The following is a 25,369-nucleotide window of genomic DNA, read 5'->3' as shown; positions in this document are numbered from 1 at the left end:
CACGATGCTCCCCCCTCAGGTGAACCCGGAGCCGACCGTGCATGCATAGCAGTGATCGGCGACGGCGATGGGGGTTCCCGGGGGGGGAAGCTCGACCAGGGCGGAGATGAGCCGTTCCTCGCCCCCTGGAACACCCCCCGGGCCAGATGAAAATCGCAGTCGTAGAGACGCCCGCGCCAGTCAACGGAAAGCTGGCTGCGGCACATGACCCCGGCCACGGCGCAGGGGTTGAAGCCGGCGCCGAGCTTCTCCAGGTACCCCTCCAGGTTACCCGAGCGCTCCAGGAAGCGGCGAAACCTCCCCAGCGGGACGTTGGCGAAGGTGTAGAGGTTGTGAAAACTGACGCCATGCCTGCGGGCGAGGTCGCGCCGGAACTTCTCCTGGGCCTGAAGCTGGGGAGGCGGCAGGAAGGCACCGGAAGGGTTGCTGACCAGGTCGAGTTCGAGGGGGCCACCCGGCAGGCCGTATCCCAGTTCGTTCAGCCTCTTCAGCGCCCGGATGCTCCTCTCCCAGGCGCCCCCCCCGCGCTGGGCCTCGGTCTGGCTCTGGTTGACCGCCGGCAGCGAGGCAACCAGCACCACCTTCAGCTCGCGGTACAACCGCAACAGCTCCTCGCCCCGCTCCCCCTCCAGCGAGACCAGGTTGGTGCGCACGATCAGCCTCGGGGTCTCCGGCGCCACCCCCCGCACCAGGTACGGCAGCTCCGGGACCAGTTCCGGGGCGCCCCCGGTCAGGTCGATGCTGTCGAACCGGAAACGGCGGGCACAGGCGATCACCTCGTCCATCACCGTTAGCGGCATCATCTCGCTGCGCGCAGGCCCAGCCTCCAGGTGGCAGTGGGCGCAGGCGAGGTCGCAGACGAGCCCCAGGTTCACCTGCAGCGCCGTGGTCCGCTCGCGGGCGAGCGAGAGCCCATGGCGCGCGAGACGCTCCCCGAAACTCTCCCCCTGTCTGTGCGTCGCCCCGTCCATTCCGTCTCCTAAAGCGAGAGTTTCTCGGCGATCTTGCGCATCTGCACGCCATGCACCAGGGATGCGCCGCCGCGAATGGCCGTCACCACGTGCAGCGCCTCGGTCATCTCGCCCAGATGCGACCCTTTCTCCAGGCACGCCCGGGTATAGGCGTCGATGCAGTAGGGACACTGCACGGTATGGGCGACGGCAAGGGCGATGAGAGCCTTTTCCCGCTCGGTGAGGTCCCCCTCGGCAAAGACCTCGTTGTAGTAGTCGAAGAACTTCCCGGCCAGTTCCGGCGCGTCTTTGCCGATCTCGGCGAAGCTCCCCAAATCCTTGGGGTCGTAATACGTTTCCATCGGTTCTCCTTACGGTGAGGTTCGCGGCGAGGGCGCCAGCATACCCGAAACGCCGCCAGGGGTAAAGAGGGTAAAGCGGCCTCGGCCCAATGGCTCATTAGATAGATGGAGCCCCACTGCGGCACACCCCCGTGCCGCGCCGGCCGTGGCGCCGCGGCTTTCAGCGTGAACGTCCTCCTCGCCTCAGGTTCATGAAAAAGTCGCTTGAAAAGGTGCAAGCTGTCATTATACTTGTGCCGAATCGACAGACAACAGCAGGGAGGTTGCATGGAGAACGAGGGAAGGAGGAAGTTTCTCGGGGTCTGCGTGGCCGGAGCCACGGCCGCCGCAGCGGTTGCCGCGGGCTATCCGGTTTTCCGTTATCTGGCTCCCAGAACGGGCCAGGGGGGAGCCGCCAAGCTGGTTATTCCGGCGGGAGAGCTCAAGGAGGGGGACGCCAAGTTCTTCGAGTTCGCCGGTTCCTCGGCCGTGCTGATCAAGACCAAGACGGGCGAGCTGGTCGCCCTTTCCGCTGTCTGCACCCATCTTGGCTGCATCGTGCAGTGGGTCAAGGAGAAGCAGCAGTTTCTCTGCCCCTGCCACGGCGGCCAGTTCTCCACCGACGGCTCGGTGCTGGGAGGCCCCCCGCCGCGCCCGCTCGCCAAGATCCCGCTCACCGTCACCGAAGGCAACATCACCATCGGCTAACCCCCCACGGAGGCAAACGTCCATGCTAAAGAGGCTGTACCGCTGGCTCGACCTGCGCATCGGGGTCGGCGAGATCGTGGAGAAGGAGCTGACCGGCTACCTGCTGCCGCGCAACATCAACGAGTGGTATTCACTTGGGAGCGTGCTCCTTGTGATCTTCGCCTTGCAGGTGATCACCGGCATGCTGCTCATGATCTATTACGTCCCCGACGCGGACAAGGCCTTCAAAAGCGTCACCTTCATCATGAACGAGGTCCCCTTCGGCTGGCTGATCCGCCTGTGTCACGCGGTGGGCTCCAACATGATGGTGGCGGTGCTGATCCTGCACATGCTCTCCACCCTGCTCATGGGGAGCTATAAGGCCCCGCGCGAGCTTAACTGGGTCACCGGCTTCACCCTGCTCGCACTGGTGCAGGGGATCTCCCTCACCGGCTACCTGGCCCCCTGGAGCCAGCTCTCCTTCTGGGCCACCACGGTTGCCACCAACAGCGCCAGCGCGATTCCGGTGGCGGGCCCCTACCTGGTGGAGTTCCTGCGCGGCGGCAAACTGGTGGGCCCGCCCACACTGGGACGCTTCTTCGCCCTGCACGCGGCGGTACTTCCCGTGGTGATCGCGGCCTTCATCGGGGCGCACCTGTTCCTTTTGAAGCGCACCGGAATCTCGGCTCCCCCCTTCGGCAGGGAGGGAACCGCGACTCCCTTCGAGGCGCAACAGTACCACTACCAGGGGCACCCCGGCGGAATCCCCTTCTTCCCCAACTACGTGCTGCAGGACCTGAGTTCGATCTCCATCTACTTCGCCGTCTTCCTGGCCGTCGTCTTTTTCTGGCCCGGCATGCCCTTCACACCTGACGCCTTCGTGCCGGCCGACCCCTTCAAGACGCCGGCGCACATCAAGCCGGAGTGGTACTTTCTGGCCAACTACCAGACCCTGAAGATCTTCCCGAGCGAGCTTTTGGGGCTCTCGGTTCAGGCGGCGGCGATGACCTTCCTGGCACTGCTTCCCTTCATCGACCGGTCTCCGGAGCGGCATCCGTTGAAGCGCCCGGTATTCCTGACCCTGGTGATCGCGGGCATCCTGCTCTGGATCGCTCTTAGCGTATGGGGGCACCTGTCATGACAAGGAAAATGACCCTGGCCATCCTGTTCCTCGCCCCGCTCCTCTTCCTGCAACCGGCACTGGCCGCGCCGGTGGAGCAGCCGGAGACGGTCTGCATCCAATGCCACTCCTCGCTGCCGGACCGGCTCGGCGCACCGGTCAACCTCTGGCGCGGCAGCATCCACGCCGAGAACGGGATCTCCTGCAACGGCTGCCACGGCGGCGACCCCAAGGACGCGGCCAACGCCATGACGCCGCAGCGCGGGTTTCTGGGTGCACCGAAGGAGAAGGACATTCCCGGTTTTTGCGGGCGCTGCCATCCCGGCGTTTACAAGGATTACCTCTCCAGCGCGCACGGCCGCGCGCTCGGCGCCGGCGGCCCCACCTGCGTGACCTGTCACGGCAACCACCAGGTGGTGAAGGCGTCGCTTGCCCTCATCAACGAAAAGAGCTGCACCCGCTGCCACAGCTTCGAAAGGGCGCAGGCGATCCGGGATGCCATGCAGCAGACCGAGGAGTACATCGACAACATCTCGCGCCGGATCGCCGGCTTCCAGGCAAGCGGCGTCGACACCGAGAAGATGGGTAAGTCGCTTTTCGCCGTGAGGAACCGCTTCCACACCCTGTTCCATGACGTGGACGTGGCGCGGGTGAAGGGGGAATCGGCAGCCATCAACAAGGAGCTAGGAAAACTGGATGCGGCCTTGAAGGAGATCGAACAGTCGCACCAGAAAAGGCGGGTGGCGGGAGGGATCGCGGTCGGCTTCATGGTCCTGCTCGCGTTCCTGTTCCACCTGATGAAGAAGAGTTACGACTAGAGTTTCTTGAGACCGAAGAGGAACTTCTGGTACTGGACCTGGCCGTTTTCCGTGAGCGGATGGGTGATGCGGGCCAGAGGCTCGGCCGCCGGCGGTCCGTAAAGGACGCCGGCGGGAACGTTTCTGGTTACCACGCTTCCCGCCACCACCACGGCCCCCGCCCCGATGGTGACGCCGTGCAGGATAGTGCAGTTGGGGCCGATGAATACGTCGTTACCGATGACCACCCCCCCCTTCACCTCCTCGGGACAACGGTCGCCCAGGTAGAAGTGGGCAAAGACAGTGCAACGCAGCCCGATGGTGACGTTGTCGCCGATGGCGATCTTTTCGGGATGCTGGTCATCCAGGTAGACCAACTGACTGATCCAGACGTTTTTCCCCATGTGCACGCCACGGATCTTGTGCAGCCAGGGACGCAACGAATAACCGCCGGGAGCCAACATCGCCAGCTTCCCCAGAACCCTCTGCAGGATCCCGCCGCTCATCGTCGCTCGCATGGTCTCCCCCTACCCTTCGCTGCCAGCGCCGGCAGCATCGCCTTGCCGCTTTCCTTCCACGAACGCCGCCACCCGTCGCACCGAGTCGAGATTCTCCGGGATCAGTTCCTCGTCGGTCACCAGGACCTGGTAGCGCTCCTGGAGGTAGGCTACCAGTTGCAGGATCCCCGTCGAGTCGACGATCCCTTCCCGGATGAAGGAGCTGTCATCGGTGAGCCCCCCGGCATCGCCGAAGAGGAAATTTTCCACCACGAAATGTCTGATCTCATCCTTTAGGTTCATCTGGTTATCTCCTTTTCGCGTTGTTACTCCCATGCCACCTCTTCCACGAGTAGCGGCGGGAGGTGCAGGTAGCGCGTGGTCTTTCGCTTCACGTCGATGTCCCGGTACACCATGCGCACCTGTTGCGGCTCAAGCCCCAGGATCGGAGCCACGTTTTCCGCCGGCACGCCGTGGTTATGGGCGTAGAGGCAAAGGTCCATCATCTGGTAGGGAAGCGAGAAGTAGAATTCGTCCTGCCCCTGGGCGAGGGAGTAGGTATCCGTGGTCGGTTTTCTGCTGCGGATCTCCTCCGGGATGCCCAGGAACTCCGCGAGCTGGTACACCTGGGACTTGTACAGGTGGGCGATCGGCTTGATGTCGGCGGCGCCGTCTCCGAGCTTCACGAAGAACCCCTGATCGTACTCCAGCCGGTTCGGCGTGCCGGCGACGGCGTAGTTGAGCCGGTCGGCATGGTAGTATTCCAGCATCTTCCTGATGCGCTGCTTGAAGTTGGTAGCGGCGACTATCTCCAGGTAGGGCTGCAGGGGGAGGCGCACCGTCGACTGTACCTGCTGGGTATTCTCGGTGACCAGGTAGAAGGATGTGAAGCGGGGCTGGTTCTTCACGCCGGAGATGACGATCTTCGAGGCCCAGCCGTCGCCGTACTCAGGCACCACCATCCTTACCGCGCTGTCATATTTTTCGTAGAAGCCGACCGACTGCAAGATCCCCGAGATGTCCTCCACCTGGGTCCGTATGCCGAGGGCGCCGGCGACCTTGCCGCTCAGCGCCAGGGTCTCCCGCGCCGAATGCCGCTCGGGCATCTCCAGCCCCACCACCCGCTCCCTCCCCAGCGCCCGGACCGAAAGCGCCGCGGTGACGCTGCTGTCGATCCCGCCGGAGAGGGCTACCACCACCCCACCCCTCTTCACCTGATCGCGCATCAACTCCTTGATCCTGGCGCAGATGCGGTCGGCCTCCCGTTGAGGGTCAAGCCGGAGCACATCGGGGAAAAATCCTGTCGTCATTGTCATAAGGCACCTTCTTTCACGCCCCGAACGGGCCGTGGGGATGGATTGACGTTCTGGCAGCCGTGCGCCTCGTGCCTCATGCGCACAGGCCCAGGCACGAGGCGCGGTCGATCTTGCCACTGGGGTACTTGGGAAGTGCGGCTACCAGCCGTATCTCCCCAGGGATCTTATGCCTGGGAAGCCTGGCATGGCAAAAAGAGAGCAGGGTCCGGTCACTGGGGTTGCCGCTCAGGGGAACCGCGAGCGCCACCAGCTTCTTGCCCAGCAGGGGGTCATCCAGGCCGAGCACTACCACCTCCAGAAGAAAACCGCTGGACATGAGCACCTCTTCGACCTCCTGAGGATCGATCCGGTGCCCTCCCACCTTGAGCAGGTGGTCTTTCCTTCCGGTCACGTAGAGGTAGCCGTCGGCGTCGCGGTAACCGAGGTCGCCGGTGTGGTAGCCGTTCCGGTCCAGCACCCGGGCAGTCGCCTCCGGGTCGTTCCAGTAACCGAGCATGATGTTGGGACCCGATGCCACGAGTTCGCCGCATTCCCCCTCGGCCAACTCCTCCCCCCCGGGGCCCAGCACCCGTACCGTTACGCCGGGGATGGCCTTTCCTATGGAACCCAGCTTTTCCACGAGCCTTTCCGGCTCCACGTAAGTGAGTCGCGCCGCCGCCTCGGTGGCGCCGTACATGATGAAAAGCTTCGTGTGCGGTGGGAGGACCTGCAGCAGCCGTTCCTTGATCTCGCGCGGCATGTGGCCGCCGGCCTGGGTGCAGTAGCGCAGGCACGGGAGCCGGTCACGGAATGACGCCAGCGGCGAGCGGTGCAGCAAATAGGCGTAGGTCGAGGGTACGCCGGAAAAACCCGTCACCCCCTCCTCTGCCATCTGCCTTATCACCGAGGCGGTGTAGGCGAAGTTGTTGTTGATCACCACGGTGCCGCCCACCGCAATGTGAGTGTTCAGGAGCGATTTTCCCATGACGTAGAAAAAGGGGAGCACCACCATCTGGATGTCGCTCTCGGTAAGGCACAGATAATCAACGATGGAGCGGGTGTTACTGACGATGTTGCGGTGGGAAAGCATCACCCCCTTGGGCTGACCGGTGGAACCCGAGGTGTAGATGATGCTGGCGAGGGCATCTGCGGGGATGGTGCGGGCCCCTTCGGAAAGCTCCTCCCCTTCGAGCGCCTCGTCCCACCCCCAGAGCCGGCGCGGCTCTGAGACAGGGAGAGAGGAATCCGCAGCGAGCAGGAACCGTACCGAGGCTGGCGCCATAGGGAGTTGCTGCAGCTGGTACCCCGCGCCCTGCTCCAGGATGATCCCTGCCGGCTGCAGCTCATCAAGCAGACGGCTCAGCGCCTCCTGCCCCGTCTCCGCGTTGAGGGGTACGGCGACCGCTCCCGCCTTCAAGACCCCGTAGTAGCTAGCCACATACTTCACGCCGTTGCTCAGCAGGATCACGACCCTGTCTCCCGGAAGCACGCCACGCTGCACCAGGAAGGCCGCCACACGGCTTGCGCAATGGTTCAAAAGCCGGTAGCTGATCCGTTCGCCGTCATGGACCAGGGCTATCTTGTCCGGCCGCACAAGGGCGTTGGATTCCAGGAAACTATGCACCATCTGCAGTTCCATGGTCTCTCCCTTCAGGGAGGGGCGGTGCCCCCCCCAGAATCCCGCCCATCTAGCTTCCTCGCCGCGCCATACCGCACCAGGTCCGGCCTCAGTTTTCTCCCCCCCCGGTAGGAGGAGGATGCCAGGAACTGCCGGTGCAGGATTTCGGTGGAGAGGACCCCCATCAAGGCCATGTTGGCGAATTCTCCGACCGCTCCCCGCGGGGCCTCGGCGACCCGTCGGTAGAGACGTGCCACCTTGTCCGCGTCAAAATACCCGCTCGCCTTCAGACTCTGCCCGGACAACAGTTCGTCAACATAATCGGCAGGCGCGGCTGCGGTGAAAAGCGCGTCCACCGGCGCCCGATACGGGTGCTTTCCCCGGCTCACGATCGGCCGCGGCAGTAGCCCACGGCAGGCCCGGCGTAGGAAATATTTCTCCTGCAGCCCCCTCATCTTCCAGTGGGCCGGAAGCCGGAAGGCGAAGTCGATCACCCGGTAGTCCAGGAAGGGGTGCCGCATCTCAACCGAGTGCGCCATCGCTACCCGGTCCCCCTGCGAAGAGAGGAGGAAGCCGGCAAGGAAGAGCTCTATCTCCAGCACCTGCGCGCGGCACAAGAGGTCCCGTCCTGCGAAGCTCTCCGGCAGCCAGCGGGCCAGTTCCTCGCAAGGGTCGTAGCCGGAGAGGCAGCTGCGGTACTCCGGTGACAAAAAGGCGAGGTTCCGGATCCCTCCCCCCCACCGCACGGAGTGGGAGAAGAAGGGATCCTGCAACTGCTCCGGCGAGACCGCGAAGAACTCCTGCAAAAAGGAACGACCGCGCGCGGGGTTGTCGAATACATAGGGGTAGAGCCGCTCCAAAAGCCGCGGCCGCCGCAGGGAAGAGGGGCGCCGTCCCCAGTAATCCCTGACCTTGGCCTCCTTGTACGTCGACGCGAGGCTTCCCGACGGCTCCCGCGTCAACGCCATCATCCCCCCGCTCGCCCTGGACGGCCCCGTCCTCTCCATCCGGCGTTTCGGCCGTGACCCGTTGACCATGAAAGACCTGATCCAGCTGGAAACACTGGACGAGCGGATGGCCGAGCTGCTGGAGGGGGCGGTGCAGACCAGGCTGAACATCCTGGTCTCCGGCGGGACCGGCACCGGAAAAACCACCCTCTTGAACGTCCTCTCCGCGTTCATCCCCTCCGACGAACGGCTGGTCACCATCGAGGACTCGGCGGAACTGCACCTGAAGCAGGACCACGTGGTGCGCCTGGAGACGAGGCCGCCGAACCTCGAGGGAAGGGGCGAGGTGACCTCGCGCGAGCTGCTGCGCAACGCGCTCCGGATGAGGCCGGACCGTATCATCATAGGCGAGGTGCGAGGCGCCGAGGCGCTGGACCTTTTGCAGGCGATGAACACCGGCCATGACGGCTCCCTCTCCACGGTTCACGCCAACACCACCCGCGACGCCCTTTCGCGGCTGGAAACCATGGTGCTGATGGCCGGCCTGGACCTTCCGGAACGGGCCATAAAGGAGCAGATGGCGTCCGCGCTCAACATCGTGCTCCAGCTGGTCAGGTTCTCCGACGGCACCCGCAAGCTCGTCAAGCTATCGGAGATCACCGGCATGGAGGGGGGCACCATCGTGATGCACGACGTCATGGTGTTCCAACAAAGGGGCATCGACCAGGAAGGGCGGGTCATCGGGGAGTTCCGCGCCACCGGCGTGAGACCGCTGTTCGCCGAGCGGTTCCGACTCTTCGGACACGAACTTCCGGAAGGGATGTTCCGCAACTAGGAGCCGAGCATGATTGTTCCTATCGTGGCACTGGTGTTTCTCACCACCCTCTGCGCAAGCTGCGCCCTCTGCCTCTACATCCTCAAGCGCAACGCCTCCGCGAGGACGGAGCTCAGAAGGCGCCTGCAGCAGATGGCGCGCGGCACCGCGGGTGACGTTCAGCCCGAACTGCGAGAGGCCCTCACCAGGAAGGCGCACCAGGCGGGAGAGTTGCTGACCCGCCTGCCGCAAACGCGCCAGATGGGGAAAAGGCTGGAGCAGGCAGGAATAGAGATCCCTCCCGCGCTGCTGGTGACCGCGGTCGTTTTGGCCGCCTTCGCGCTTGCCCTGCTGACCGCGCTGGAGACAGGGTACCTCCCTGCGGCGTTGCCCGCCGCGGCCTTGCCGGTGGTGACTGCCGAGATAGTGATCAGGGTGAAGACCTCGCGCAGAATCGTCAGGTTCACCGAGCTTTTCCCCGACGCCCTCAGCATCATCTCGCGCTCCCTCAGGGCCGGACAGTCCCTCCCCACGGCCATTCAACTGGTGGGCGAGGAGGTGCCGGCCCCGACCGGAACACTGTTCAGGATCGCCTACGAACAGCAGCAACTCGGCCTGAGGCTCGTCGACGCGCTGGCAGACATGAACCAGAGAATGGAGAGCATGGACCTCAGGTTCTTCACCACGGTCATCACCATCAACGCCGATATCGGCGGGAACCTCTCCGAACTCCTGGACAAGCTCGCCCTCACCATCAAGGAGAGGCTCAAGATCCGCAGGCAGGTACGCGTCTACACCGCCCAGGGAAGGCTCTCCGGCTACGTCCTGGGGGCGCTGCCCGTGGTCGCCTTTGGCTGCTTCACCCTGCTCAGCCCCGAGTACGAGAAGGAGTTGACCAGGGAGCCTCTGGGGCTGTACATCCTCGCGTTCGCAGCGTTCATGCAACTGGCCGGCCTGATCATCATCAGGAGGATCATCAGAATCCAGATCTGAGGTGCACCATGCTCTACCTGATCGCTTTCACGGTGTTCTGCTCGGTGCTGCTGCTGTCGCTGGCCCTGTCGCGCGTCCTTGTGTCGAGAAGGAGCCCGGTGGCGCAGCGTATGGCCGCCTTCTTTCCGACTGCCAAACCTTTGCGCCTCATGCCGGAAATCGAGTCCGGCACCTGGGCCGCCAAGCTGCAGCGCATCGGCGAGCGGATGAATCTCCCGAAACAGGAGCAGTCCCGCTACAGAAAAGCCCTGGTCGCGGCGGGATTGCACCGCGACAGCGTGCACGTCTTTCTCGGCAGCAAGCTCCTCTTAGCCGTGACGCTGCCGCTTCCCTACCTGCTCATCAGCGTCGCTCCCAGGCGCGCCTATTTCGACAGCATGAACCTCGTCATCCTGCTGGTGTGCGCCATCGTCGGGTACCTGCTGCCGAGTTACTGGCTCTCGGTCAAGGTCAAGAGCCGGCAGCTCATCATCTTCCATACCCTTCCGGACGTGCTGGACCTGGTGACGCTCTGCGTGGAGGCGGGGGTCAGCATGGACGCCGCGCTGCTGCGCGCCTGCGAGGTACCGCAATTGGATCAGAACCCGCTGGCCCAGGAGATACGCCAGGCCACCATGGAAATCAGGGCCGGCAAGCCGCGGGTCAATGCGCTGAAGGACATGGCGGAGCGGACCATGGTGGACGACATGCGCTCCTTCACCACCATGCTCGCCCAGACCGAGCGCTTCGGGACCAGCCTGAGCCAGGCCCTGCGCTCCTTCTCCGACGACTTGAGAACCAAAAGGAGGCAGGCCGCCGAGGAAGCCGCCGCCAAGACCACCATAAAGCTCATCTTCCCGCTGGTGTTCGCCATCTTCCCCGCCCTGCTGGTGGTGGTCCTGGGCCCGGCGGTGGTCCAGATCTCCAGGGCGTTCAAGTGACCGCACCACGCAGCACCCGAAGCACACTCTCATCCAAGGAGGTGATCCCATGAAAGTCGACTTCAACACGTTCATCCTGCTGATAATCTCCGTCCAACTGGCACTGACTTACGCGAGACTCGCCAAGAAGTAAGCGCCACCTCCCTTGCCGGCATGCAGGACGCCGGCAAGGGGCTCCATCGCCCCCTCCCCCCCGCTAGCCACACGGCTTCCGGGCTCCCCTTTCAACGAGATATGCCGCCTGGGACCCGCATGAAGAGCCCGCGCCACCTGACACGGTACCTGGTCCCACCGATCGCCGACCTGCTCCTGGTCACGCTGCTCTGCGCGCTGTTCTTCACCTCCCCTTCCCCGCTGCTGCTCGATGGAGACACCGGCTTCCACATCCGCGCCGGCGAGGAGATCCTCCGGACCCGCGCGGTCCCCCGCTTCGACATATTCTCGCAGCACGCCCCGGCGCTCCCCTGGACCGCCCACGAATGGCTCGCGGAGGCGGTCATGGCGCTGTCGCACCAGGCCGCCGGGATGAGCGGCGTCGTGGCGCTGTACGCGCTGCTGCTGGCGGTGACCTTCCGGCTGCTGTTTCGCGCCCTGGTAAGCTACCGGGCGGGCATCCTCACGGCGACGGCGGTGACGCTCGCCACCCTCGTCTGCTCGCAGATGCACTGGCTGGCGCGGCCGCACCTCTTCACCTTCCTGTTCCTGGTCGTTTTTCACCACCGGTTGGAGAGCTGGCGCAGAGAGGGGGGGAGGTCCCTATGGCTGCTGCCGCCGCTCATGCTGCTGTGGGTGAACCTGCACGGCGGCTTCGCCGCCGGTTTTCTGCTCCTGGCCGCCTACCTTGCGGGAACGGCGGCGGGGATGGCCGGCGGCACCGGCGATCGCCGCGCCGCACGGAAAAAGGGGGGGGAGCTTGGCGCGGTGCTGCTGGCCTGCCTGGTCGCGGCGCTGGTCAACCCGTACGGGTGGCGCCTCTTGCTGTTCCCGCTCAGGCTCGTCTCGGACCGCTACCTGATGGATCACGTGGCAGAGTTTCTCCCCCCGTCCATTCACGGCTGGCTTCCCTTCAACTGCCTGCTGCTCCTCCTGATCGCCCTCTTCGCGCTGTCGCCGAAAAAAACCGAGCCGACGGAACTGCTGCTGGTGTTGGGCTTTGGCTACATGGCCCTCACCTCCGTGCGCTACATCCCCCTCTTCGGCCTGGTGACGGCACCGGTGCTGGCGGCCCGGCTCGGCGAACTGGGGCGGGAAGGGGGCGGGAGGTGCGGGCGCGCGCTGAGGGAGGTTTCCGTCCGTCTCGGCCGCCTCGAGCGGCGCCCCCTCCCCCCCCTGTGGGGAGCCGTGGCCCTGGCGGTCGTGACGGCGGCCGCAACCGGCGGACTCTTCCACCATGCCTTCGACCGCCGGCTGATGCCCGTGGACGCCTGCGAATTCGTGTTGCGCACCGGAATCAAGGGAAGGGTCTTCAACAGCGACGAGTTCGGGGACTACCTCATCTACCGCGGCTATCCCGACTGCCGGGTCTTCATCGACGGCAGGCTGGACATGTACGGAGCCCGGCGCCTCAGGGAATACAACGAGATCATCGCCTTCCGGCCGGGATGGGACCAGGTGCTGGAGCGCTACGGCATCACCTGGATCATGTTCGAAGCCGATTCCGACTTCGCCAGGTTCCTGCAGCAACGAAGCGAATGGAGACTGGTGTACTCGGATCAGGTCGCCAAGGTCTTCGAGAAAACCGCCGTCCCACGCTAGCCGCCGTCATCGCCGCGAGCTCCACGCCGAGCTTTCGCCTCCCCCCCCCACAAGCGGCACATCGCCCCCCCATTTTCCCCCTCTGTCAGTAAAGATGCCGCGGATCGGGAAATCCCTTGCCTACCACAAAACCACTAAAGTAAGCGCCGCCCTTGCCGATACTATCCTTACACATATAACATTGGTTGTTTCTTTTCAACGTGAAGTCCAGCCAGAACGCGAACCCATTGTAAAGGCGATAAAAATTGGGCAAAAAAGTTTTTGTTAATAATGCAAACATCATCCCCGAAGGCCCCTTTACGGTGGAGCGCGCGCGGGAGTTACACCAGTTCCTGGTGGGGCGCCTTGACGGGGTGACGCCCACCCCGGCACAGACGACCATCGACCTGTCACGGGTGAGCGACATCGACGCCTGCGGTTGCCAGTTGCTCGCGCTTTTTCTGGAAAACCTGAAGCGTCGCGGCACCGCCCCCCTCCTGGCAGCGCCCCCCCCAGCCCTCAGCGAGCAGATCGAGGCCCTGGGCTTCCATGACCTTCTGGCAGCGCAGCCCGAACCGTGAAACAGGTGGAAGAGAGCAAAGGAACCGGCATGGCAACTCCCAAAGGGGAAAACAGCAGCGTCGACCTGAACCGCTTCAACGAAGTCTTCTTCGAGGAGTGCGCGGAGAACCTGGCCGAGATGGAGCAGATCCTCATCTCTCTTGGCGACAGGGAACCCGACCACGAGCAGATGAACGCCATCTTCCGCGCCGCCCACTCCATCAAGGGGGGAGCCGGGATTTTCGGCTTCCAGGACATGACCGTGGTGACGCACGTCATGGAGTCCCTTCTGGACCGGCTGAGAAACCAGGAGATCCCCTTCACTCCCGGCATGATCGACCTCTTCCTCGAGGCCGGAGACGCCATCGCCATGCAACTCGCCTGGCATCGCGAGGGAAAGGCAGTGGACCAGGAGGCCATCGACCGGGTGCGGGCCAGGTTGCAGCAGGTCACCGACACGGGCGCCCATGATCAGGAGGTCGCCCCGGGAACGGGGCAGGAGGCATCTGCCACGCAGGAAGAGGAGTTCCTGCCGCGCCGCTGCCGCCTCGCCTTCACCCCCGATCCCGAGATTTTCGCGAGGGGGATCCGGATGGAGAGCATCATCTCCGAGCTCACGGACCTCGCCGAGCCTGGGGAATTTACCTGCGCCGCGCAGCTCATGGACACCCCCGACCTGGCGGAGCTCGACCCGGAGCGCTGCATCACCCGCTGGGACTTTTCGCTGCTGACCCGCGCCAGCCGCGACCAGCTGCTCGACGTGTTCATGTTCGTGGCGGACGAAGAGCAGCTTCACATCGAGGAGGAGCTCGTGGACCGGCGCGCCCCGGCGGGAGAGCCTGCACCCGAGCAGCCCCTTCTCCCCTCCCCCGGCAGGCGCGCCTACGACGGCAACGAGACCGCTCCCGGCGCCTTCGGCAGGCGCGGCAGCGAGACGGAATCCTCCATCAGGGTCAACGTGACCAAGGTGGACCAGCTGGTGAACCAGATCGGGGAGCTCCTGATCACCCAGGCCATGCTGAGCCAGATCGCGGTGGGACTCGACCCCATCCTGCACCAGACGCTGCAGCGCGGCCTCGCCCAACTGGAGCGCAATACCCGCGACCTGCAGGGAACTGTGATGTCCATCCGGCTCGTGCCGATCAGCATCGTCTTCAACCGTTTCCCGCGCCTGGTGCGTGAAACCGCCGCCAAGCTCGGCAAGCAGGTCGAGCTGAAGACCACAGGCGACAGCACGGAACTGGACCGCGGCCTCATCGAGAAGATCGCCGATCCGCTGGGACACCTGGTGCGCAACGCGCTGGACCACGGGCTGGAGACGCCGGAACGGCGGGCCGCCTGCGGCAAGAGCCCGGTGGGGACACTGCTGCTTTCCGCCTCCCAGGTGGGGGGTAGGATCGTCATCGACGTGACCGACGACGGCGCCGGCCTGAACCGGGAGAGGATCCTCGAGAAGGCGCTCGAGTGCGGCATCCCCTGCTCCGAGAGCATGAGCGACGAGGAGGTCTGGCAGCTCATCTTCGCGCCCGGATTCTCCACGGCCAGCGAGGTGACCGACCTCTCCGGGCGGGGGGTGGGGATGGACGTGGTCATCAAGAACGTCCAGGCCATCGGCGGGCGCGTGCAGATCGTCTCGGAGGCGGGGCGGGGGGCGCGCTTCACCATCAGCCTGCCGCTCACCCTGGCGATCCTGGAGGGTCTCTCGGTCGCGGTCGGGGAGGAGAAGTTCATCATACCGCTCAACATGGTGATCGAGTCGCTGCAACCCAAGGCCGGGCAGTTGAAGAGCGTGAACGGCCGCGAAGTGGTCCAGGTGCGGGGAGAGTACCTCCCCATCATCAAGCTGCACCGCATCTTCAACCTCGAGGCGGAGGTGAGCGAGCCGCAGCGCGGCATCGTGGTGCTGGTGGAGGCGGACGGGGAAAGAGGGGGTATCCTGGTCGACGCGCTCCTGGACGAGCAGCAGGTCGTGGTGAAGAGCATCGAGACCAACTACCGCCGGGTCGAAGGGAGCGCGGGGGCCACCATCCTCGGGGACGGCCGCGTGGCGCTCATCCTGGACCTCCCCGAACTGTTCGCGATGCACAAGAGGCTCTAGAAGTAGCGCAAAGGAGGCAACACATCATGCAGACGGCACAGGGCAACGCGGTGGAACAACAGGCGACGGAGGGGGGTTCGGAATACCTCACCTTCACCCTGGGGAACGAGAGTTACGGGATCGACATACTGAAGGTCCAGGAAATAAGGGGGTACGACTGCGTCACGCGCATCGCCAACACCCCCGCCTTCATCAAGGGGGTCATCAACCTGCGCGGGGTGATCGTCCCGATCGTCGACCTGCGCATCAAGTTCAACGTCGGCGAGGCGACCTACCACGAGTTCACCGTGGTCATCATCATAAACGTGCTGAACAAGGTGGTGGGGATCGTGGTGGACGGCGTCTCGGACGTGGTGGCGCTCCCGGCGGCAAGCATCAAGCCGGCTCCCGAGCTCGGGGCATCGCTCGACACCCGCTACATCACCGGGCTTGGGACCCTGAACGACGAAATGCTGATCCTCGTGGATATCGAAAAACTGATCGGCAGCGACGAGCTGCAAATCGTTGACAGTAGCGTGGAGAATACTCAGAAAGAGGCGGTGAACCTATGAAAACGGTGCGATTCAAAGACTGGAAGATCCTGACCAAGATACTGAGCATCTCGGTGGCCACCATCGTCATGATGGTGCTCGGCGTCATGCTCTACGTGCTCCCCTTCATGCAGAACAAGCTGATGGACGAGAAGATCCAGGCCACCAAGGCGGTGGTCGACGTGGCCTACGACGTCCTGACGGCGAACCAGAACGCGGTGAAGGAGGGGAGAAAGACCCTGCAGCAGGCGCAGGCCGACGCCCTGAAGCAGATCTCCGAGATGAGGTACCAGGGGAACGAGTACTTCTGGGTCAACGACATGGACACCAAGGTGCTCATGCACCCGATCAAGCCGGAGCTGGTGGGCAAGACCCAGTACGACAACAAGGACCCCAACGGCAAAAGGCTCTACGTCGAGTTCGTCAACGTCTGCAAGGAAAAGGGCGAAGGGGTGGTCGACTACATGTGGGCCAAGCCCGGCTCCACGGTGCCGGTCCCGAAGATCTCCTACGTCATGCTGATGAAGGAGTGGGGCTGGATCGTTGGCAGCGGCATCTACGTCGACACCGTCACGGCCGAGATGAACAAGATGAAGTGGCAGATCATCGGCGGCACCGCGCTCCTTGCCGTGGTCATCTTCCTCTTCGCCTGGTTCGTCGCGCGCAAGATCAAGGAGGCGCTCGACCAGGCCATCGCGGCGTCGCGGCGCATCGCCTCGGGCGATCTCACCGCCCACATCACCGTGAACAGCGAGGACGAGACCGGGGAGCTCCTCTCCTCGCTCAAGGATATGAACGAGGGGCTCGCGCACATCGTGGGCGACGTGAGAAACGGCGCCGAATCGATCGCCACGGCGACCGAGGAGATCGCGGCGGGGAACGCCGACCTCTCCCAGCGCACCGAGGAGCAGGCGAGCGCCCTCGAGGAAACCGCCTCCAGCATGGAGGAGCTCACCTCCACCGTGAAGCAGAACGCCGACAACGCCCAGGCGGCGAACCAGCTCGCCATCAATGCCAGCGGCGTGGCGGTCAAGGGGGGCGAGGTGATCAACCGTGTGGTGCGCACCATGGAGAGCATCACCGACAGCTCCAAGAAGATCTCGGACATCATAGGCGTCATCGACGGCATCGCCTTCCAGACCAACATCCTCGCCCTGAACGCCGCGGTCGAGGCGGCGCGCGCCGGCGAACAGGGGAGAGGCTTCGCCGTGGTCGCGGCCGAGGTGAGGAGCCTCGCCCAGCGAAGCGCCGCGGCGGCCAAGGAGATCAAGGCGCTCATCGAGGATTCCGTCTCGAAGGTGCAGGACGGCAGCCGCCTGGTCGAAGAGGCGGGGCGCACCACCCAGGACATCGTCACTAGCATCAAGAGGGTGACCGACATCATGGCAGAGATCTCGGCCGCCTCGCTGGAACAGTCGAGCGGCATCGAGCAGGTCAACACCGCCATCACCCAGATGGACGACGTCACCCAGCAAAACGCGGCGCTGGTCGAGGAGGCGGCGGCCGCCGCCGAATCCCTCGAGGACCAGGCCCAGCAGCTGGTGGCCGTAGTGGCGCGTTTCACCCTGGAGCAGGGAAACAAGGCGGCGCCCCCTCCCTCCTCGGAGAAGCGCAGGTTGACCCACGCGGCGGCAAAGCCCAAGCCCCAGGAAAAAAAGGTGAAACCCGTAGCGATGGCGGCAGGGGGGAAAACGCAGGACCAGCGTCTGTCCCGGGCCTCCGAGTCCGCCGAGGCGGACGATGATTGGAAGGAATTCTGAGCCCCCTAGTACGCACGGAGGTGGCGCGCCACCTGAGGGGGGGGGGAAGCGCCACGGCTAACGGCGCCACGGAGCAGGGGTGGAATAACTTCCAGTACCGCTTCACCGCGGACGACTTCGCCCGGGTGCGCGGCTTCATCTACCGTAACGCCGGGATTTCACTCGCGCCCGGCAAGATGGACATGGTCTACAGCCGGCTGGCGCGCCGGCTGCGGGCCAGGGGGGTGGAGAGCTTCGCGCAGTACCTCGACCTGGTGGAAAGCGGAGATCCCCAGGAAGTGGAGGCGTTCATCAACGCCCTCACCACCAACATGACCTCCTTCTTCCGCGAGCCTCACCATTTCCGGCTTCTTTCCGAGCGCCTGCGCCAGCAGCGGGACCGGAAGCAGGTGACCATATGGAGCTGCGCCTCGTCCACCGGCGAGGAGCCCTACTCCATTGCGATGACGGCGCTGGACGCGCTGCCGGCGGGGGTGGGGGTCAGCATCCTGGCCACCGACATCGACACCAACGTCCTCGGCAGGGGGGACGAAGGGGTCTACCCGGTGGACCAGCTCCCCAAGATCCCGGAACCGTACCGGAAACGCTTCTTCCTGAAGGGTGAGGGAAACAACGACGGGTTCATCAGGGTGAAGGAGGAACTGCGCCGGGTGGTGACCTTCAAGAGGCTCAACCTCCTGGACGAGCAGTGGCCCATGCGCGGGAAGTTCGACTTCATCTTCTGTCGCAACGTGATGATCTATTTCGACCGGCCGACCCAGCTCGCCGTCCTGGAGCGGATCTCCCGGGTGCTGCACCCGGACGGGCTCTTGTTCGTGGGGCACTCGGAGAGCCTGCACCACGCCCAGGAACTGTTCCGGGTCTGCGGCAACACCACCTACGCCTTGAGGAGCTGACGGTGCCGCACAGGAGGAAAACAGGGGGGAAGCGACCGAGGCACCCGGGCCAGGGACGGCTCAGCTACTTCGACCCGGAATTCAAGACGGTGGCGGTGAAGATCGTGGCGGGGGAATTCTACGCCACCGGCGAGGCCGTGGCCATCACCACCCTGCTCGGCTCCTGCGTCTCGGTATGCCTGTACGACCTGGAGCTCGGCGTCGGGGGGATGAACCATTTCATGCTGCCGGAACTGGTCCAGGGAGGGAGCGCCACCCCCTGCTCGGGTGCCTGCGACGACAGCTCCGGAAACTGCGCCCGTTACGGTGCCTGCGCAATGCGTCGCCTTTTGGAGCAGCTCGAGCTTCTCGGCGCCAACCGCAGGCGGCTCGCGGCGAAGATCTTCGGAGCCGGGCGGGTGATGGAGAGCAGCACCGACATCGGCGGCAACAACGCCGCCTTCGCTGTTGATTACCTGAAGAAACAGGGGATACCGATCATCGCCTCGGACCTCGGGGAGTGCTGCCCCAGGAAGGTGATTTTCTTTCCCAAAACCGGCCGCGCCCTGGTGAAAAGGATGCGCGCCCTGCACGCAGGAAGACACTGAATGCCCATAAAGGTGCTGGTAATAGACGACTCCGCCCTGATCCGGTCGCTGTTGACCGAGATCATCAACCAGGCTCCCGACCTCCAGGTGGTGGGGACGGCACCGGACCCGCTGGCGGCCCGGCAGCGCATCAAGGAACTGAGCCCGGACGTGCTCACCCTGGACGTCGAGATGCCCAAGATGGACGGGCTCGCGTTCCTGGAAAAACTGATGAGGCTGCGCCCCATGCCGGTGGTGATGGTCTCATCGCTGACCGAGAAGAGTTCGGCGGTGACCCTGAAGGCGCTGGAACTGGGCGCTTTCGACTTCGTCACCAAGCCGAAGATCGACATCCGCAGCGGGCTTTTGGAGTACGCCGAGGAGCTCACCGAGAAGATCCGCTGCGCCCACGTGGCCTTCAGGAGGAAGGGGGGGGGCAAGGGCACCCCGCAGGTGGAACGGAAGCTCTCCGCCGACGCGGTGCTCCCCAACCGCCACCAGCACTTCTCGACCTCGGAAAAGGTCGTGGCTGTCGGGTCCTCGACCGGCGGCACCGAGGCGCTCAAGGTCTTCCTCACCGCTCTCCCCGCCGACTGCCCGGCCATACTGATCACGCAGCACATGCCCGAGACCTTCACCCGGACCTTCGCGGCACGGCTGGACGGCCTGTGCGCCCTCGCGGTCAAGGAAGCGGAGCACGGCGAGCGGGTGCTCCCCGGCCACGCCTACATCGCGCCGGGGAACCGCCACATGCTGCTCGCCAGAAGCGGCGCCAACTACACCATCGCGCTGGACGACGGCCCGCCGGTATCCAGGCACCGCCCCTCGGTCGACGTGCTGTTTAGGTCCGCCGCCAACTGCGCCGCGGACAACAGCCTCGGCATCATCATGACCGGGATGGGGGACGACGGCGCCGCGGGGATGCTGGAGATGCACAGCGTGGGTGCGAGGACCTTCGCCCAGGACGAGGAGAGCTGCGTGGTGTTCGGGATGCCGCGCGAGGCGATCGCCCGGGGAGGGGTGGACGAGGTGGTGCCGCTATCAGACATGGCGGGACGGCTGATGGGATGGCTCGCCTCGCACGGCAAGCGCAGCTTCAGGGTGTGACGCGGGGGATGACGACCGCAACCGGGAGAAGAACGTGAAGGTCCTGAAGGCAGCACGCGACAAGATATCGATCCTCCTCCTGGTCAGCGCGGTGACCGTGGCCCTGGTGATGATGGTCGCCAACCACCTCATGCTGGACCAGATCAGCCAGGAGGCGGTGCGCCAGGCCAACAGGCAGCAGGAAAGCAGCATGATGGCCTTCTGGGAGCAGATGAACCGTCGCGGGCGGAACTTCCACATCGAAAACGGCAAGATGATCCTCGGCGACTACTACGTCCTCAACGACGACAACGAGATACCGGACAAGATCTTCTGCATCACCGGCAGCAGGGCCACCATCTTCATGGGGGACACCCGGATCGCCACCAACGTGCTCAGAAAGGACGGCAGCAGGGCGATCGGGACCAGGCTGACGGGCCCGGCCTACGACGCCATCTTCAAGGAGGGTATCCGGTACCGCGGCGAGGCCGACATCCTCGGCGCCCCGTACTTCACCGCCTACGATCCGATACGGGATATGAACGGAAAGGTCATCGGCGCCCTGTTCGTGGGGGTGAAACAGAGCGAATACCTGGCGCGTTACGACCGGATCAACCTGAAGATCGGGCTCATCAACTGGGCGCTGGCGGCGGTATTCGTGCTCTGCGCCGTCATCCTTGGCCTGGACCGCAAGCGCTCCGAGAGCGAGATCAAGAAGCAGCTTCACTTCCAGCAGCTGCTCTTGGACACCATACCGAGTCCGATCTTCTCCAAGGACGCCCGGGGACGCTACAACCTGTGCAACAAGGCCTTTCAGACCTACGTCGGGCTTAGCCGCGAACAGCTTCTGGGGCGCTCGGTGTTCGATCTGTGGGACCGGGAACTGGCCCAGAAATATCACGACATGGACCAGGAAATCATGCAGACGCCTGGGACCCAGATCTACGAGTCCCAGGTGCGCTACGCGGACGGCAGCGTGCGCGACGTGATCTTCCACAAGGCGGCGGTCAGGGATGAAGACGGTGTCCCCGGCGGACTGGTCGGGGTGATACTGGACATCACCGAGCGCAAGACGGTGGAGCGGGAGAGCAGGCGGATCGAGGCCCAGAAGCACCATTCGCGCATGATCGAGTCCCTGATGATCCAGTTGAACCACGACCTGAACACGCCGCTCACCCCGCTCTTCGCCCTGATGCCGTTGATTCGGAGCAAGGTGACCGATCCGGGCGTGGAACGGATGCTGGAGATCTGCCAGCAATGCATCAACCAGATCCAGGGGCTGGCAGGCAAGGCGCTCGATCTGGTACGGATCTCCGCGAGCCAGCCCCGGCTGATCCCGGTGAGCCTCTACGCCGCCGCCGACAGCGCACTGACCGACATGTCGGCGTCCCTGGCGCAGCGGAGTGTGATCTGCTGCAACGCGATCGACCCGGAGTTGCAGGTGCTGGGGTCGGCGGAGCAGCTGACGCTGCTGTTCAGAAACCTCCTCAGTAACGCCGCGCGCTACGCCGCCCAAAACGGCAAGGTGGTCGTGTCCGCCGTCCGCAAGGGAGAAGAGGTCGAGGTATCGGTCCAGGATGACGGCATCGGGCTGAACCAGGAGCAGCTCGCCCGGGTGTTCGACGAGTTCTACAAGGCCGATGCCGCGCGGCACGACCTGAACACGCAGGGGCTCGGGCTGGCCATCTGCCGCAGGATCGTGGCCAACCACGGCGGGAAGCTCTGGGCTACGAGCGCCGGGGCCGATAGCGGCACCACCATGTTCTTCACCCTGAAGCAAGCCGGGCACCAGGAGCCGCCGGCCGCAGCGGACGAAACAGTCGAGGCGAGTTACCAGATATGAAGCCACTGTCGATGTCACAACTGAAAACCCGCATCGGCGTCGCCGTCGGCACCGCGATCACCGCCGTGATCGGCATCTTCGCCCTGGGAGGGAGCGGGTCCCCGGCCGGGGTGCCGCTGCAGCAGTCCGCGCTGATCCTCGTGCTCTGCGTTGTGATCGTGATACTGACCCGCATCCTGTTCGCCCACCTGACCCGCCTGGAGCAGACGCAGCGGATCATCCAGGGGCAGCAGGCGGAACTCGCACTCAAGGCGGCGCAGATAGACGCAGCAAACGACTGCATCATACAGACCGACGAGGACGGGCGGCTGCTCTACTTCAACCAGGCGCTCTGCCGGCTGACGGGGTACGCACCCGGGGAACTGGCCGGGGGGCGCCTGCAACAGCTGAAACCGCCCGAGTTGGCGGAGAGCGAGGAGCTCACCGTAGCCAGGCTCAAGGAATGCGGAGAGGCCAGCTTCGAGAGCGCCTACCTCGCCAAGGACGGCACGGTGATCCCGACCGAGGTCCGGGCACGCGTCATGGAGAGCGACGGGCGCACGCTGATCCTCAGCATCGCGCGGGACATCACCCAGAGAAAGCACGCCGAACAGCGTGAGCGCAGCCGGCTGAAGGCGCTGGAGCGGATCGCCACCGACGCGGAGCTGCAGGAGCTCCTGGTGGACGTGGTGCAGTTCGTCGAGGACTGCCTGCCGGGCGCGCTCTGCTCCATCCTCCTCGTCGACGAGTCGGGCACCAGGCTGCGCCACGGCTGCGCCCCCTCGCTCCCGGCCGGGTACAACCAGGCGGTGGACGGATTGAGGATCGGTAACGGCAAGGGGTCGTGCGGGACGGCGGCGTTTTTGAGGAGGCGCGTGGTGGTCGAGGACCTGGAGCCGCATCCGTACTGGCACAACTTCCAGCCGGCGCGGGACGCCGGGCTCAGGTCCTGCTGGTCCGAGCCGGTGTATGCCAGCAACGGCACCCTATTGGGAACACTCGCGGTGTACCACCGGGAACCGCGCGCGCCGGGCGACGAGGACATCCAGCTGCTGGAGTCGGCGGCCCACCTGGCCGGCATCGCCATCAGCCGGGTGCGCGCCGACGAGGGACGCCACCTGCTGGAGGAGCAGCTGCGCCACACCCAGAAAATCGAGGCGGTGGGGCAGCTGGCCGCGGGCGTGGCCCACGACTTCAACAACCTGCTGACACCGATCATCGTCTACGCCGACATGCTGCTCAGGATCTCCCCCGAGGGAAGCCCGCAGACCCGCATGATCCAGTCCATGAGCTCGGCGGCCCACAAGGCGAGCGACCTGACCCAGAAGCTGCTCTCCTTCGGACGCAAGCAGGTGCTGCACATGAGCCTTCTGGACCTGAACGAGGTGATCACGTCGTTCAGGGAGATCATGCGCGCGACGGTGAGGGACAACGTCCGGATCGACCTTCTGCTCTCCCCCGGCGCCGCCAAGGTGCAGGCGGACCGCGGCCAGCTGGAACAGGTGCTCTTGAACCTCATCCTGAACGCCCAGGACGCCATCGAGGGGAGCGGCTCCATCTGCATCGAGACCGGCCACCTGATACTGGACGAGGAGTTCCACCGGCAGCATCCGGTCGCCAAGCCCGGCCACTACATCCTGCTCGCCTTCAGCGACGACGGCTGCGGCATGACCGAGGAAACGCTCAGGCACATGTACGAGCCGTTCTTCACCACCAAGGAGAGCGGCCGTGGCACCGGTCTTGGCCTCGCCACGGTCTACGGCGTCATAAAGCACCACGGCGGCTGCATCGACGTCAGGAGCCGCCCGGGGGAAGGGACCAGGTTCGCCATCTACCTCCCCGCCAGCGCGAGTACGGCCGAGCCGATCCTGCGTCCCTCCGCCGGGATCGCCCCCCCCGAGCATGACAGCACGGAAAGGACGATCCTGCTGGTCGAGGACAACCAGATGATCCGCGAGGTCGCCGCCGACCTGCTCGCCTCGTTCGGCTACCGGGTCCTGGTGGCGGAGACCCCATCCCGGGCGCTGGAGCTGGCTGCGACGGAGGAGCAGGGAATCGACCTTCTGGCGACCGACGTGATCATGCCGGAGATGACCGGTCCCGAGCTGTACGAGAAGCTGCAGGAACGCCACCCCGCGCTGCCGGTGCTCTACATCTCGGGGTACACCAACACGGTGGTCCCGCAGGACGAAAAGCTGCGCCAGGAGGCGATCTTCCTCGCCAAGCCGTTCACCCTGGAGCAGTTCATGGCCAGGATCAATGAAATGCTGTACCATGTGAAGCCGCCCCGGGAGGAGCCCCCGCCGCTGGACCACCGGGCCATGGCCCAGCTCATCGAAACACAAGGCGCGCCCGCGCCGCAACAGAAGGAACCGCAATCATGAACAGACGGGTAATGATCGTAGACGACAACGAGTACGTGAGGGCATCGGTGGATATCATCTGCGAGTCCGCGCAACTCGAGCTGGCCAGCGCGGCCAGCGGTCCCGAGTGCCTGGAGCAACTGGAGGCGGGATTCCGGGGGGTCATCCTCATGGACATCATGATGCCCGACATGGATGGCTGGGACACCATCAGGGAGATCGTGGAACGGGGGATGTATCCCGGCAACGTGATCGTCATGCTGACCGGCATGGGGGAGCCCGACTCCAAGATGGAGGGGCTGCAGGAGTACGTGTCGGACTACATGACAAAGCCGTTCAGCCCGGACGAGCTGCTGGATTCCATCGAGTACTACCTCACCCTGCTGAACGCGCCGGTGGCTCATGACTAGCAAGAACCTGGTGGTTATAGGCGTCTCCACCGGAGGGCCGCTGACGCTCAAGGCGCTGTTCAGGGAACTGCCGCCGCTGGACGCCGCCTTCCTCATCGTGCTGCACATCACGCCGCAGATGGACTACCGCATCGCCCAGGGGCTGAATGCGGCCGCGTCCATGCCGGTGAAGCTGGCCGAGGACGGCGAGTACCTCAAAAGCGGCCACGTCTACATGGCGCCGGGAGGACTCCACCTCCAGTTGACGGGAAACAACCGGGTGGTTCTTTGCGAGGGGCCGAGGGTAAACTACGTGCAGCCGGCCGCGGACGTCACCATGCTCTCCCTGTCCAGGCCGTTACGAGGCAAGCTGATCGGCATCGTTTTGACCGGCATGGGGCGTGACGGCGCCGACGGGATCCGGCACATCCACGAGATCGGCGGCATCACCATGGCCCAGGACCAGCAGTCCTCCACCATCTACGGCATGCCCAAGGCGGCCGCCCAGACCGGTGCCGTCGACTACGTCCTTCCCCCCCAAAAGATCGCCGGCAAGCTGATGGAACTCCTCAAACCGGCCTGAGG

The 25,369-nt window shown here is 64.7% G+C and carries 24 protein-coding genes and 1 pseudogene; 18 read left to right on the top strand and 7 right to left on the bottom strand.

From position 1 onward, the window contains the following. Positions 1-15: 15 nt before the first annotated feature. Both arsS and KP001_RS21320 read right to left on the bottom strand, forming a co-directional pair. A pseudogene (gene arsS, locus KP001_RS21325) lies at positions 16-971 on the bottom strand (arsenosugar biosynthesis radical SAM (seleno)protein ArsS). Positions 972-979: 8 nt separating this feature from the next. Beyond that, complete coding sequence (locus KP001_RS21320; protein ID WP_135872495.1) at positions 980-1,312, bottom strand: arsenosugar biosynthesis-associated peroxidase-like protein; 333 nt, start codon at positions 1,310-1,312, stop codon at positions 980-982. A 267-nt stretch (positions 1,313-1,579) separates the two neighbouring features. Between KP001_RS21320 and KP001_RS21315 the strand changes: the two genes are divergently transcribed. From KP001_RS21315 to KP001_RS21305, 3 genes are read left to right on the top strand one after another with little or no spacing between them, the layout of a single operon-like run. Continuing rightward, positions 1,580-1,999 carry a QcrA and Rieske domain-containing protein gene (locus tag KP001_RS21315; protein WP_217287476.1) on the top strand — a complete coding sequence of 140 codons (420 nt, stop codon included), beginning with the start codon at positions 1,580-1,582 and terminating at the stop codon, positions 1,997-1,999. 22 nt (positions 2,000-2,021) lie between these two features. Continuing rightward, entirely contained in the window at positions 2,022-3,119 is a 1,098-nt protein-coding gene (locus KP001_RS21310) for a cytochrome b (RefSeq protein WP_217287475.1), read from the top strand. Next, positions 3,116-3,916, top strand: coding sequence for a cytochrome c3 family protein (locus KP001_RS21305; protein WP_217287474.1), 801 nt, complete (start codon positions 3,116-3,118; stop codon positions 3,914-3,916). The genes KP001_RS21310 and KP001_RS21305 overlap by 4 nt, the downstream gene beginning before the upstream one ends. On the opposite strand, the gene KP001_RS21300 is transcribed toward KP001_RS21305, so the two are convergent. The 5 genes from KP001_RS21300 to KP001_RS21280 all read right to left on the bottom strand — a co-directional run bounded on the left by KP001_RS21300 (position 3,913) and on the right by KP001_RS21280 (position 8,273). Beyond that, on the bottom strand, positions 3,913-4,413 hold the full coding sequence (locus tag KP001_RS21300) for an acyltransferase (protein ID WP_239027850.1): 501 nt from the start codon (positions 4,411-4,413) through the stop codon (positions 3,913-3,915). The genes KP001_RS21305 and KP001_RS21300 overlap by 4 nt on opposite strands. Positions 4,414-4,422: 9 nt before the next feature. Beyond that, entirely contained in the window at positions 4,423-4,695 is a 273-nt protein-coding gene (locus KP001_RS21295; RefSeq protein ID WP_217287473.1) for an acyl carrier protein, read from the bottom strand. Between the two features lie 23 nt (positions 4,696-4,718). Beyond that, entirely contained in the window at positions 4,719-5,708 is a 990-nt protein-coding gene (gene nadE / locus KP001_RS21290) for an NAD(+) synthase (protein ID WP_217287472.1), read from the bottom strand. Positions 5,709-5,781: 73 nt separating this feature from the next. Next, positions 5,782-7,326, bottom strand: a complete 1,545-nt coding sequence (locus KP001_RS21285; RefSeq protein WP_217287471.1) for a class I adenylate-forming enzyme family protein — start codon at positions 7,324-7,326, stop codon at positions 5,782-5,784. Between the two features lie 11 nt (positions 7,327-7,337). Then, positions 7,338-8,273 carry an asparagine synthase-related protein gene (locus tag KP001_RS21280; protein WP_217287470.1) on the bottom strand — a complete coding sequence of 312 codons (936 nt, stop codon included), beginning with the start codon at positions 8,271-8,273 and terminating at the stop codon, positions 7,338-7,340. Here KP001_RS21280 and KP001_RS21275 point away from each other — a divergent pair. The 15 genes from KP001_RS21275 (at position 8,218) to KP001_RS21205 (ending at position 25,367) form a co-directional block, all read left to right on the top strand. Continuing rightward, positions 8,218-9,087 carry a TadA family conjugal transfer-associated ATPase gene (locus KP001_RS21275; protein ID WP_302466980.1) on the top strand — a complete coding sequence of 290 codons (870 nt, stop codon included), beginning with the start codon at positions 8,218-8,220 and terminating at the stop codon, positions 9,085-9,087. The two genes, KP001_RS21280 and KP001_RS21275, sit on opposite strands and share 56 nt — an antisense overlap. 9 nt (positions 9,088-9,096) lie before the next feature. Next, positions 9,097-10,059 (top strand): type II secretion system F family protein, encoded by a 963-nt coding sequence (locus KP001_RS21270; RefSeq protein WP_217287469.1) that lies wholly within the window; start codon positions 9,097-9,099, stop codon positions 10,057-10,059. 8 nt (positions 10,060-10,067) lie between these two features. Next, on the top strand, positions 10,068-10,979 hold the full coding sequence (locus KP001_RS21265) for a type II secretion system F family protein (RefSeq protein WP_217287468.1): 912 nt from the start codon (positions 10,068-10,070) through the stop codon (positions 10,977-10,979). A gap of 252 nt (positions 10,980-11,231) precedes the next feature. Further along, a complete protein-coding gene (locus KP001_RS21260) occupies positions 11,232-12,734 on the top strand; it encodes a hypothetical protein (protein ID WP_217287467.1) in 1,503 nt (500 codons plus the stop codon). 245 nt (positions 12,735-12,979) lie between these two features. Continuing rightward, the gene (locus tag KP001_RS21255; protein ID WP_217287466.1) at positions 12,980-13,294 is read left to right on the top strand and encodes an STAS domain-containing protein; all 315 of its coding nucleotides are present in this window, start codon (positions 12,980-12,982) and stop codon (positions 13,292-13,294) included. A gap of 29 nt (positions 13,295-13,323) precedes the next feature. Then, on the top strand, positions 13,324-15,372 hold the full coding sequence (locus tag KP001_RS21250) for a chemotaxis protein CheW (protein WP_217287465.1): 2,049 nt from the start codon (positions 13,324-13,326) through the stop codon (positions 15,370-15,372). Positions 15,373-15,398: 26 nt separating this feature from the next. Continuing rightward, on the top strand, positions 15,399-15,923 hold the full coding sequence (locus KP001_RS21245) for a chemotaxis protein CheW (protein WP_217287464.1): 525 nt from the start codon (positions 15,399-15,401) through the stop codon (positions 15,921-15,923). Next, positions 15,920-17,662, top strand: coding sequence for a methyl-accepting chemotaxis protein (locus tag KP001_RS21240; RefSeq protein ID WP_217287463.1), 1,743 nt, complete (start codon positions 15,920-15,922; stop codon positions 17,660-17,662). The genes KP001_RS21245 and KP001_RS21240 overlap by 4 nt, the downstream gene beginning before the upstream one ends. Further along, entirely contained in the window at positions 17,647-18,558 is a 912-nt protein-coding gene (locus KP001_RS21235; protein ID WP_239027849.1) for a CheR family methyltransferase, read from the top strand. The genes KP001_RS21240 and KP001_RS21235 overlap by 16 nt, the downstream gene beginning before the upstream one ends. Before the next feature lie 2 nt (positions 18,559-18,560). Next, positions 18,561-19,145 (top strand): histidine kinase, encoded by a 585-nt coding sequence (locus tag KP001_RS21230; protein WP_217287462.1) that lies wholly within the window; start codon positions 18,561-18,563, stop codon positions 19,143-19,145. Beyond that, entirely contained in the window at positions 19,146-20,231 is a 1,086-nt protein-coding gene (locus KP001_RS21225; protein WP_217287461.1) for a protein-glutamate methylesterase/protein-glutamine glutaminase, read from the top strand. Between the two features lie 34 nt (positions 20,232-20,265). After that, a complete protein-coding gene (locus KP001_RS21220; RefSeq protein ID WP_239027848.1) occupies positions 20,266-22,053 on the top strand; it encodes a cache domain-containing protein in 1,788 nt (595 codons plus the stop codon). Positions 22,054-22,064: 11 nt separating this feature from the next. Next, entirely contained in the window at positions 22,065-24,416 is a 2,352-nt protein-coding gene (locus KP001_RS21215) for a GAF domain-containing protein (protein WP_239027847.1), read from the top strand. After that, positions 24,413-24,805: a response regulator gene (locus KP001_RS21210; RefSeq protein ID WP_217287459.1), complete on the top strand. Its 393-nt coding sequence runs from the start codon at positions 24,413-24,415 to the stop codon at positions 24,803-24,805. Before KP001_RS21215 ends, KP001_RS21210 begins: the two co-directional genes overlap by 4 nt. Beyond that, positions 24,798-25,367 (top strand): CheB methylesterase domain-containing protein, encoded by a 570-nt coding sequence (locus tag KP001_RS21205; RefSeq protein ID WP_217287458.1) that lies wholly within the window; start codon positions 24,798-24,800, stop codon positions 25,365-25,367. Before KP001_RS21210 ends, KP001_RS21205 begins: the two co-directional genes overlap by 8 nt. Positions 25,368-25,369: the final 2 nt, after the last annotated feature.

Source organism: Geomonas subterranea, assembly GCF_019063845.1.
Taxonomy (GTDB): domain Bacteria; phylum Desulfobacterota; class Desulfuromonadia; order Geobacterales; family Geobacteraceae; genus Geomonas; species Geomonas subterranea.
Note: the sequence above shows the minus strand (reverse complement) of the source record. Positions and strands in the feature narration are given on the sequence as shown.

Excerpts from the sequence above, each read along its gene's own strand:
- KP001_RS21320 (WP_135872495.1), bottom strand. The coding sequence starts at position 1,312 with ATGGAAACGTATTACGACCCCAAGGATTTGGGGAGCTTCGCCGAGATC.
- KP001_RS21300 (WP_239027850.1), bottom strand. The coding sequence starts at position 4,413 with ATGCGAGCGACGATGAGCGGCGGGATCCTGCAGAGGGTTCTGGGGAAG.
- KP001_RS21265 (WP_217287468.1), top strand. The coding sequence starts at position 10,068 with ATGCTCTACCTGATCGCTTTCACGGTGTTCTGCTCGGTGCTGCTGCTG.
- KP001_RS21225 (WP_217287461.1), top strand. The coding sequence starts at position 19,146 with ATGCCCATAAAGGTGCTGGTAATAGACGACTCCGCCCTGATCCGGTCG.
- KP001_RS21245 (WP_217287464.1), top strand. The coding sequence starts at position 15,399 with ATGCAGACGGCACAGGGCAACGCGGTGGAACAACAGGCGACGGAGGGG.
- KP001_RS21310 (WP_217287475.1), top strand. The coding sequence starts at position 2,022 with ATGCTAAAGAGGCTGTACCGCTGGCTCGACCTGCGCATCGGGGTCGGC.
- KP001_RS21205 (WP_217287458.1), top strand. The coding sequence starts at position 24,798 with ATGACTAGCAAGAACCTGGTGGTTATAGGCGTCTCCACCGGAGGGCCG.
- nadE (WP_217287472.1), bottom strand. The coding sequence starts at position 5,708 with ATGACAATGACGACAGGATTTTTCCCCGATGTGCTCCGGCTTGACCCT.
- KP001_RS21270 (WP_217287469.1), top strand. The coding sequence starts at position 9,097 with ATGATTGTTCCTATCGTGGCACTGGTGTTTCTCACCACCCTCTGCGCA.
- KP001_RS21305 (WP_217287474.1), top strand. The coding sequence starts at position 3,116 with ATGACAAGGAAAATGACCCTGGCCATCCTGTTCCTCGCCCCGCTCCTC.
- KP001_RS21295 (WP_217287473.1), bottom strand. The coding sequence starts at position 4,695 with ATGAACCTAAAGGATGAGATCAGACATTTCGTGGTGGAAAATTTCCTC.
- KP001_RS21285 (WP_217287471.1), bottom strand. The coding sequence starts at position 7,326 with ATGGAACTGCAGATGGTGCATAGTTTCCTGGAATCCAACGCCCTTGTG.
- KP001_RS21215 (WP_239027847.1), top strand. The coding sequence starts at position 22,065 with ATGTCACAACTGAAAACCCGCATCGGCGTCGCCGTCGGCACCGCGATC.
- KP001_RS21315 (WP_217287476.1), top strand. The coding sequence starts at position 1,580 with ATGGAGAACGAGGGAAGGAGGAAGTTTCTCGGGGTCTGCGTGGCCGGA.
- KP001_RS21240 (WP_217287463.1), top strand. The coding sequence starts at position 15,920 with ATGAAAACGGTGCGATTCAAAGACTGGAAGATCCTGACCAAGATACTG.
- KP001_RS21250 (WP_217287465.1), top strand. The coding sequence starts at position 13,324 with ATGGCAACTCCCAAAGGGGAAAACAGCAGCGTCGACCTGAACCGCTTC.
- KP001_RS21210 (WP_217287459.1), top strand. The coding sequence starts at position 24,413 with ATGAACAGACGGGTAATGATCGTAGACGACAACGAGTACGTGAGGGCA.
- KP001_RS21280 (WP_217287470.1), bottom strand. The coding sequence starts at position 8,273 with ATGGCGTTGACGCGGGAGCCGTCGGGAAGCCTCGCGTCGACGTACAAG.
- KP001_RS21260 (WP_217287467.1), top strand. The coding sequence starts at position 11,232 with ATGAAGAGCCCGCGCCACCTGACACGGTACCTGGTCCCACCGATCGCC.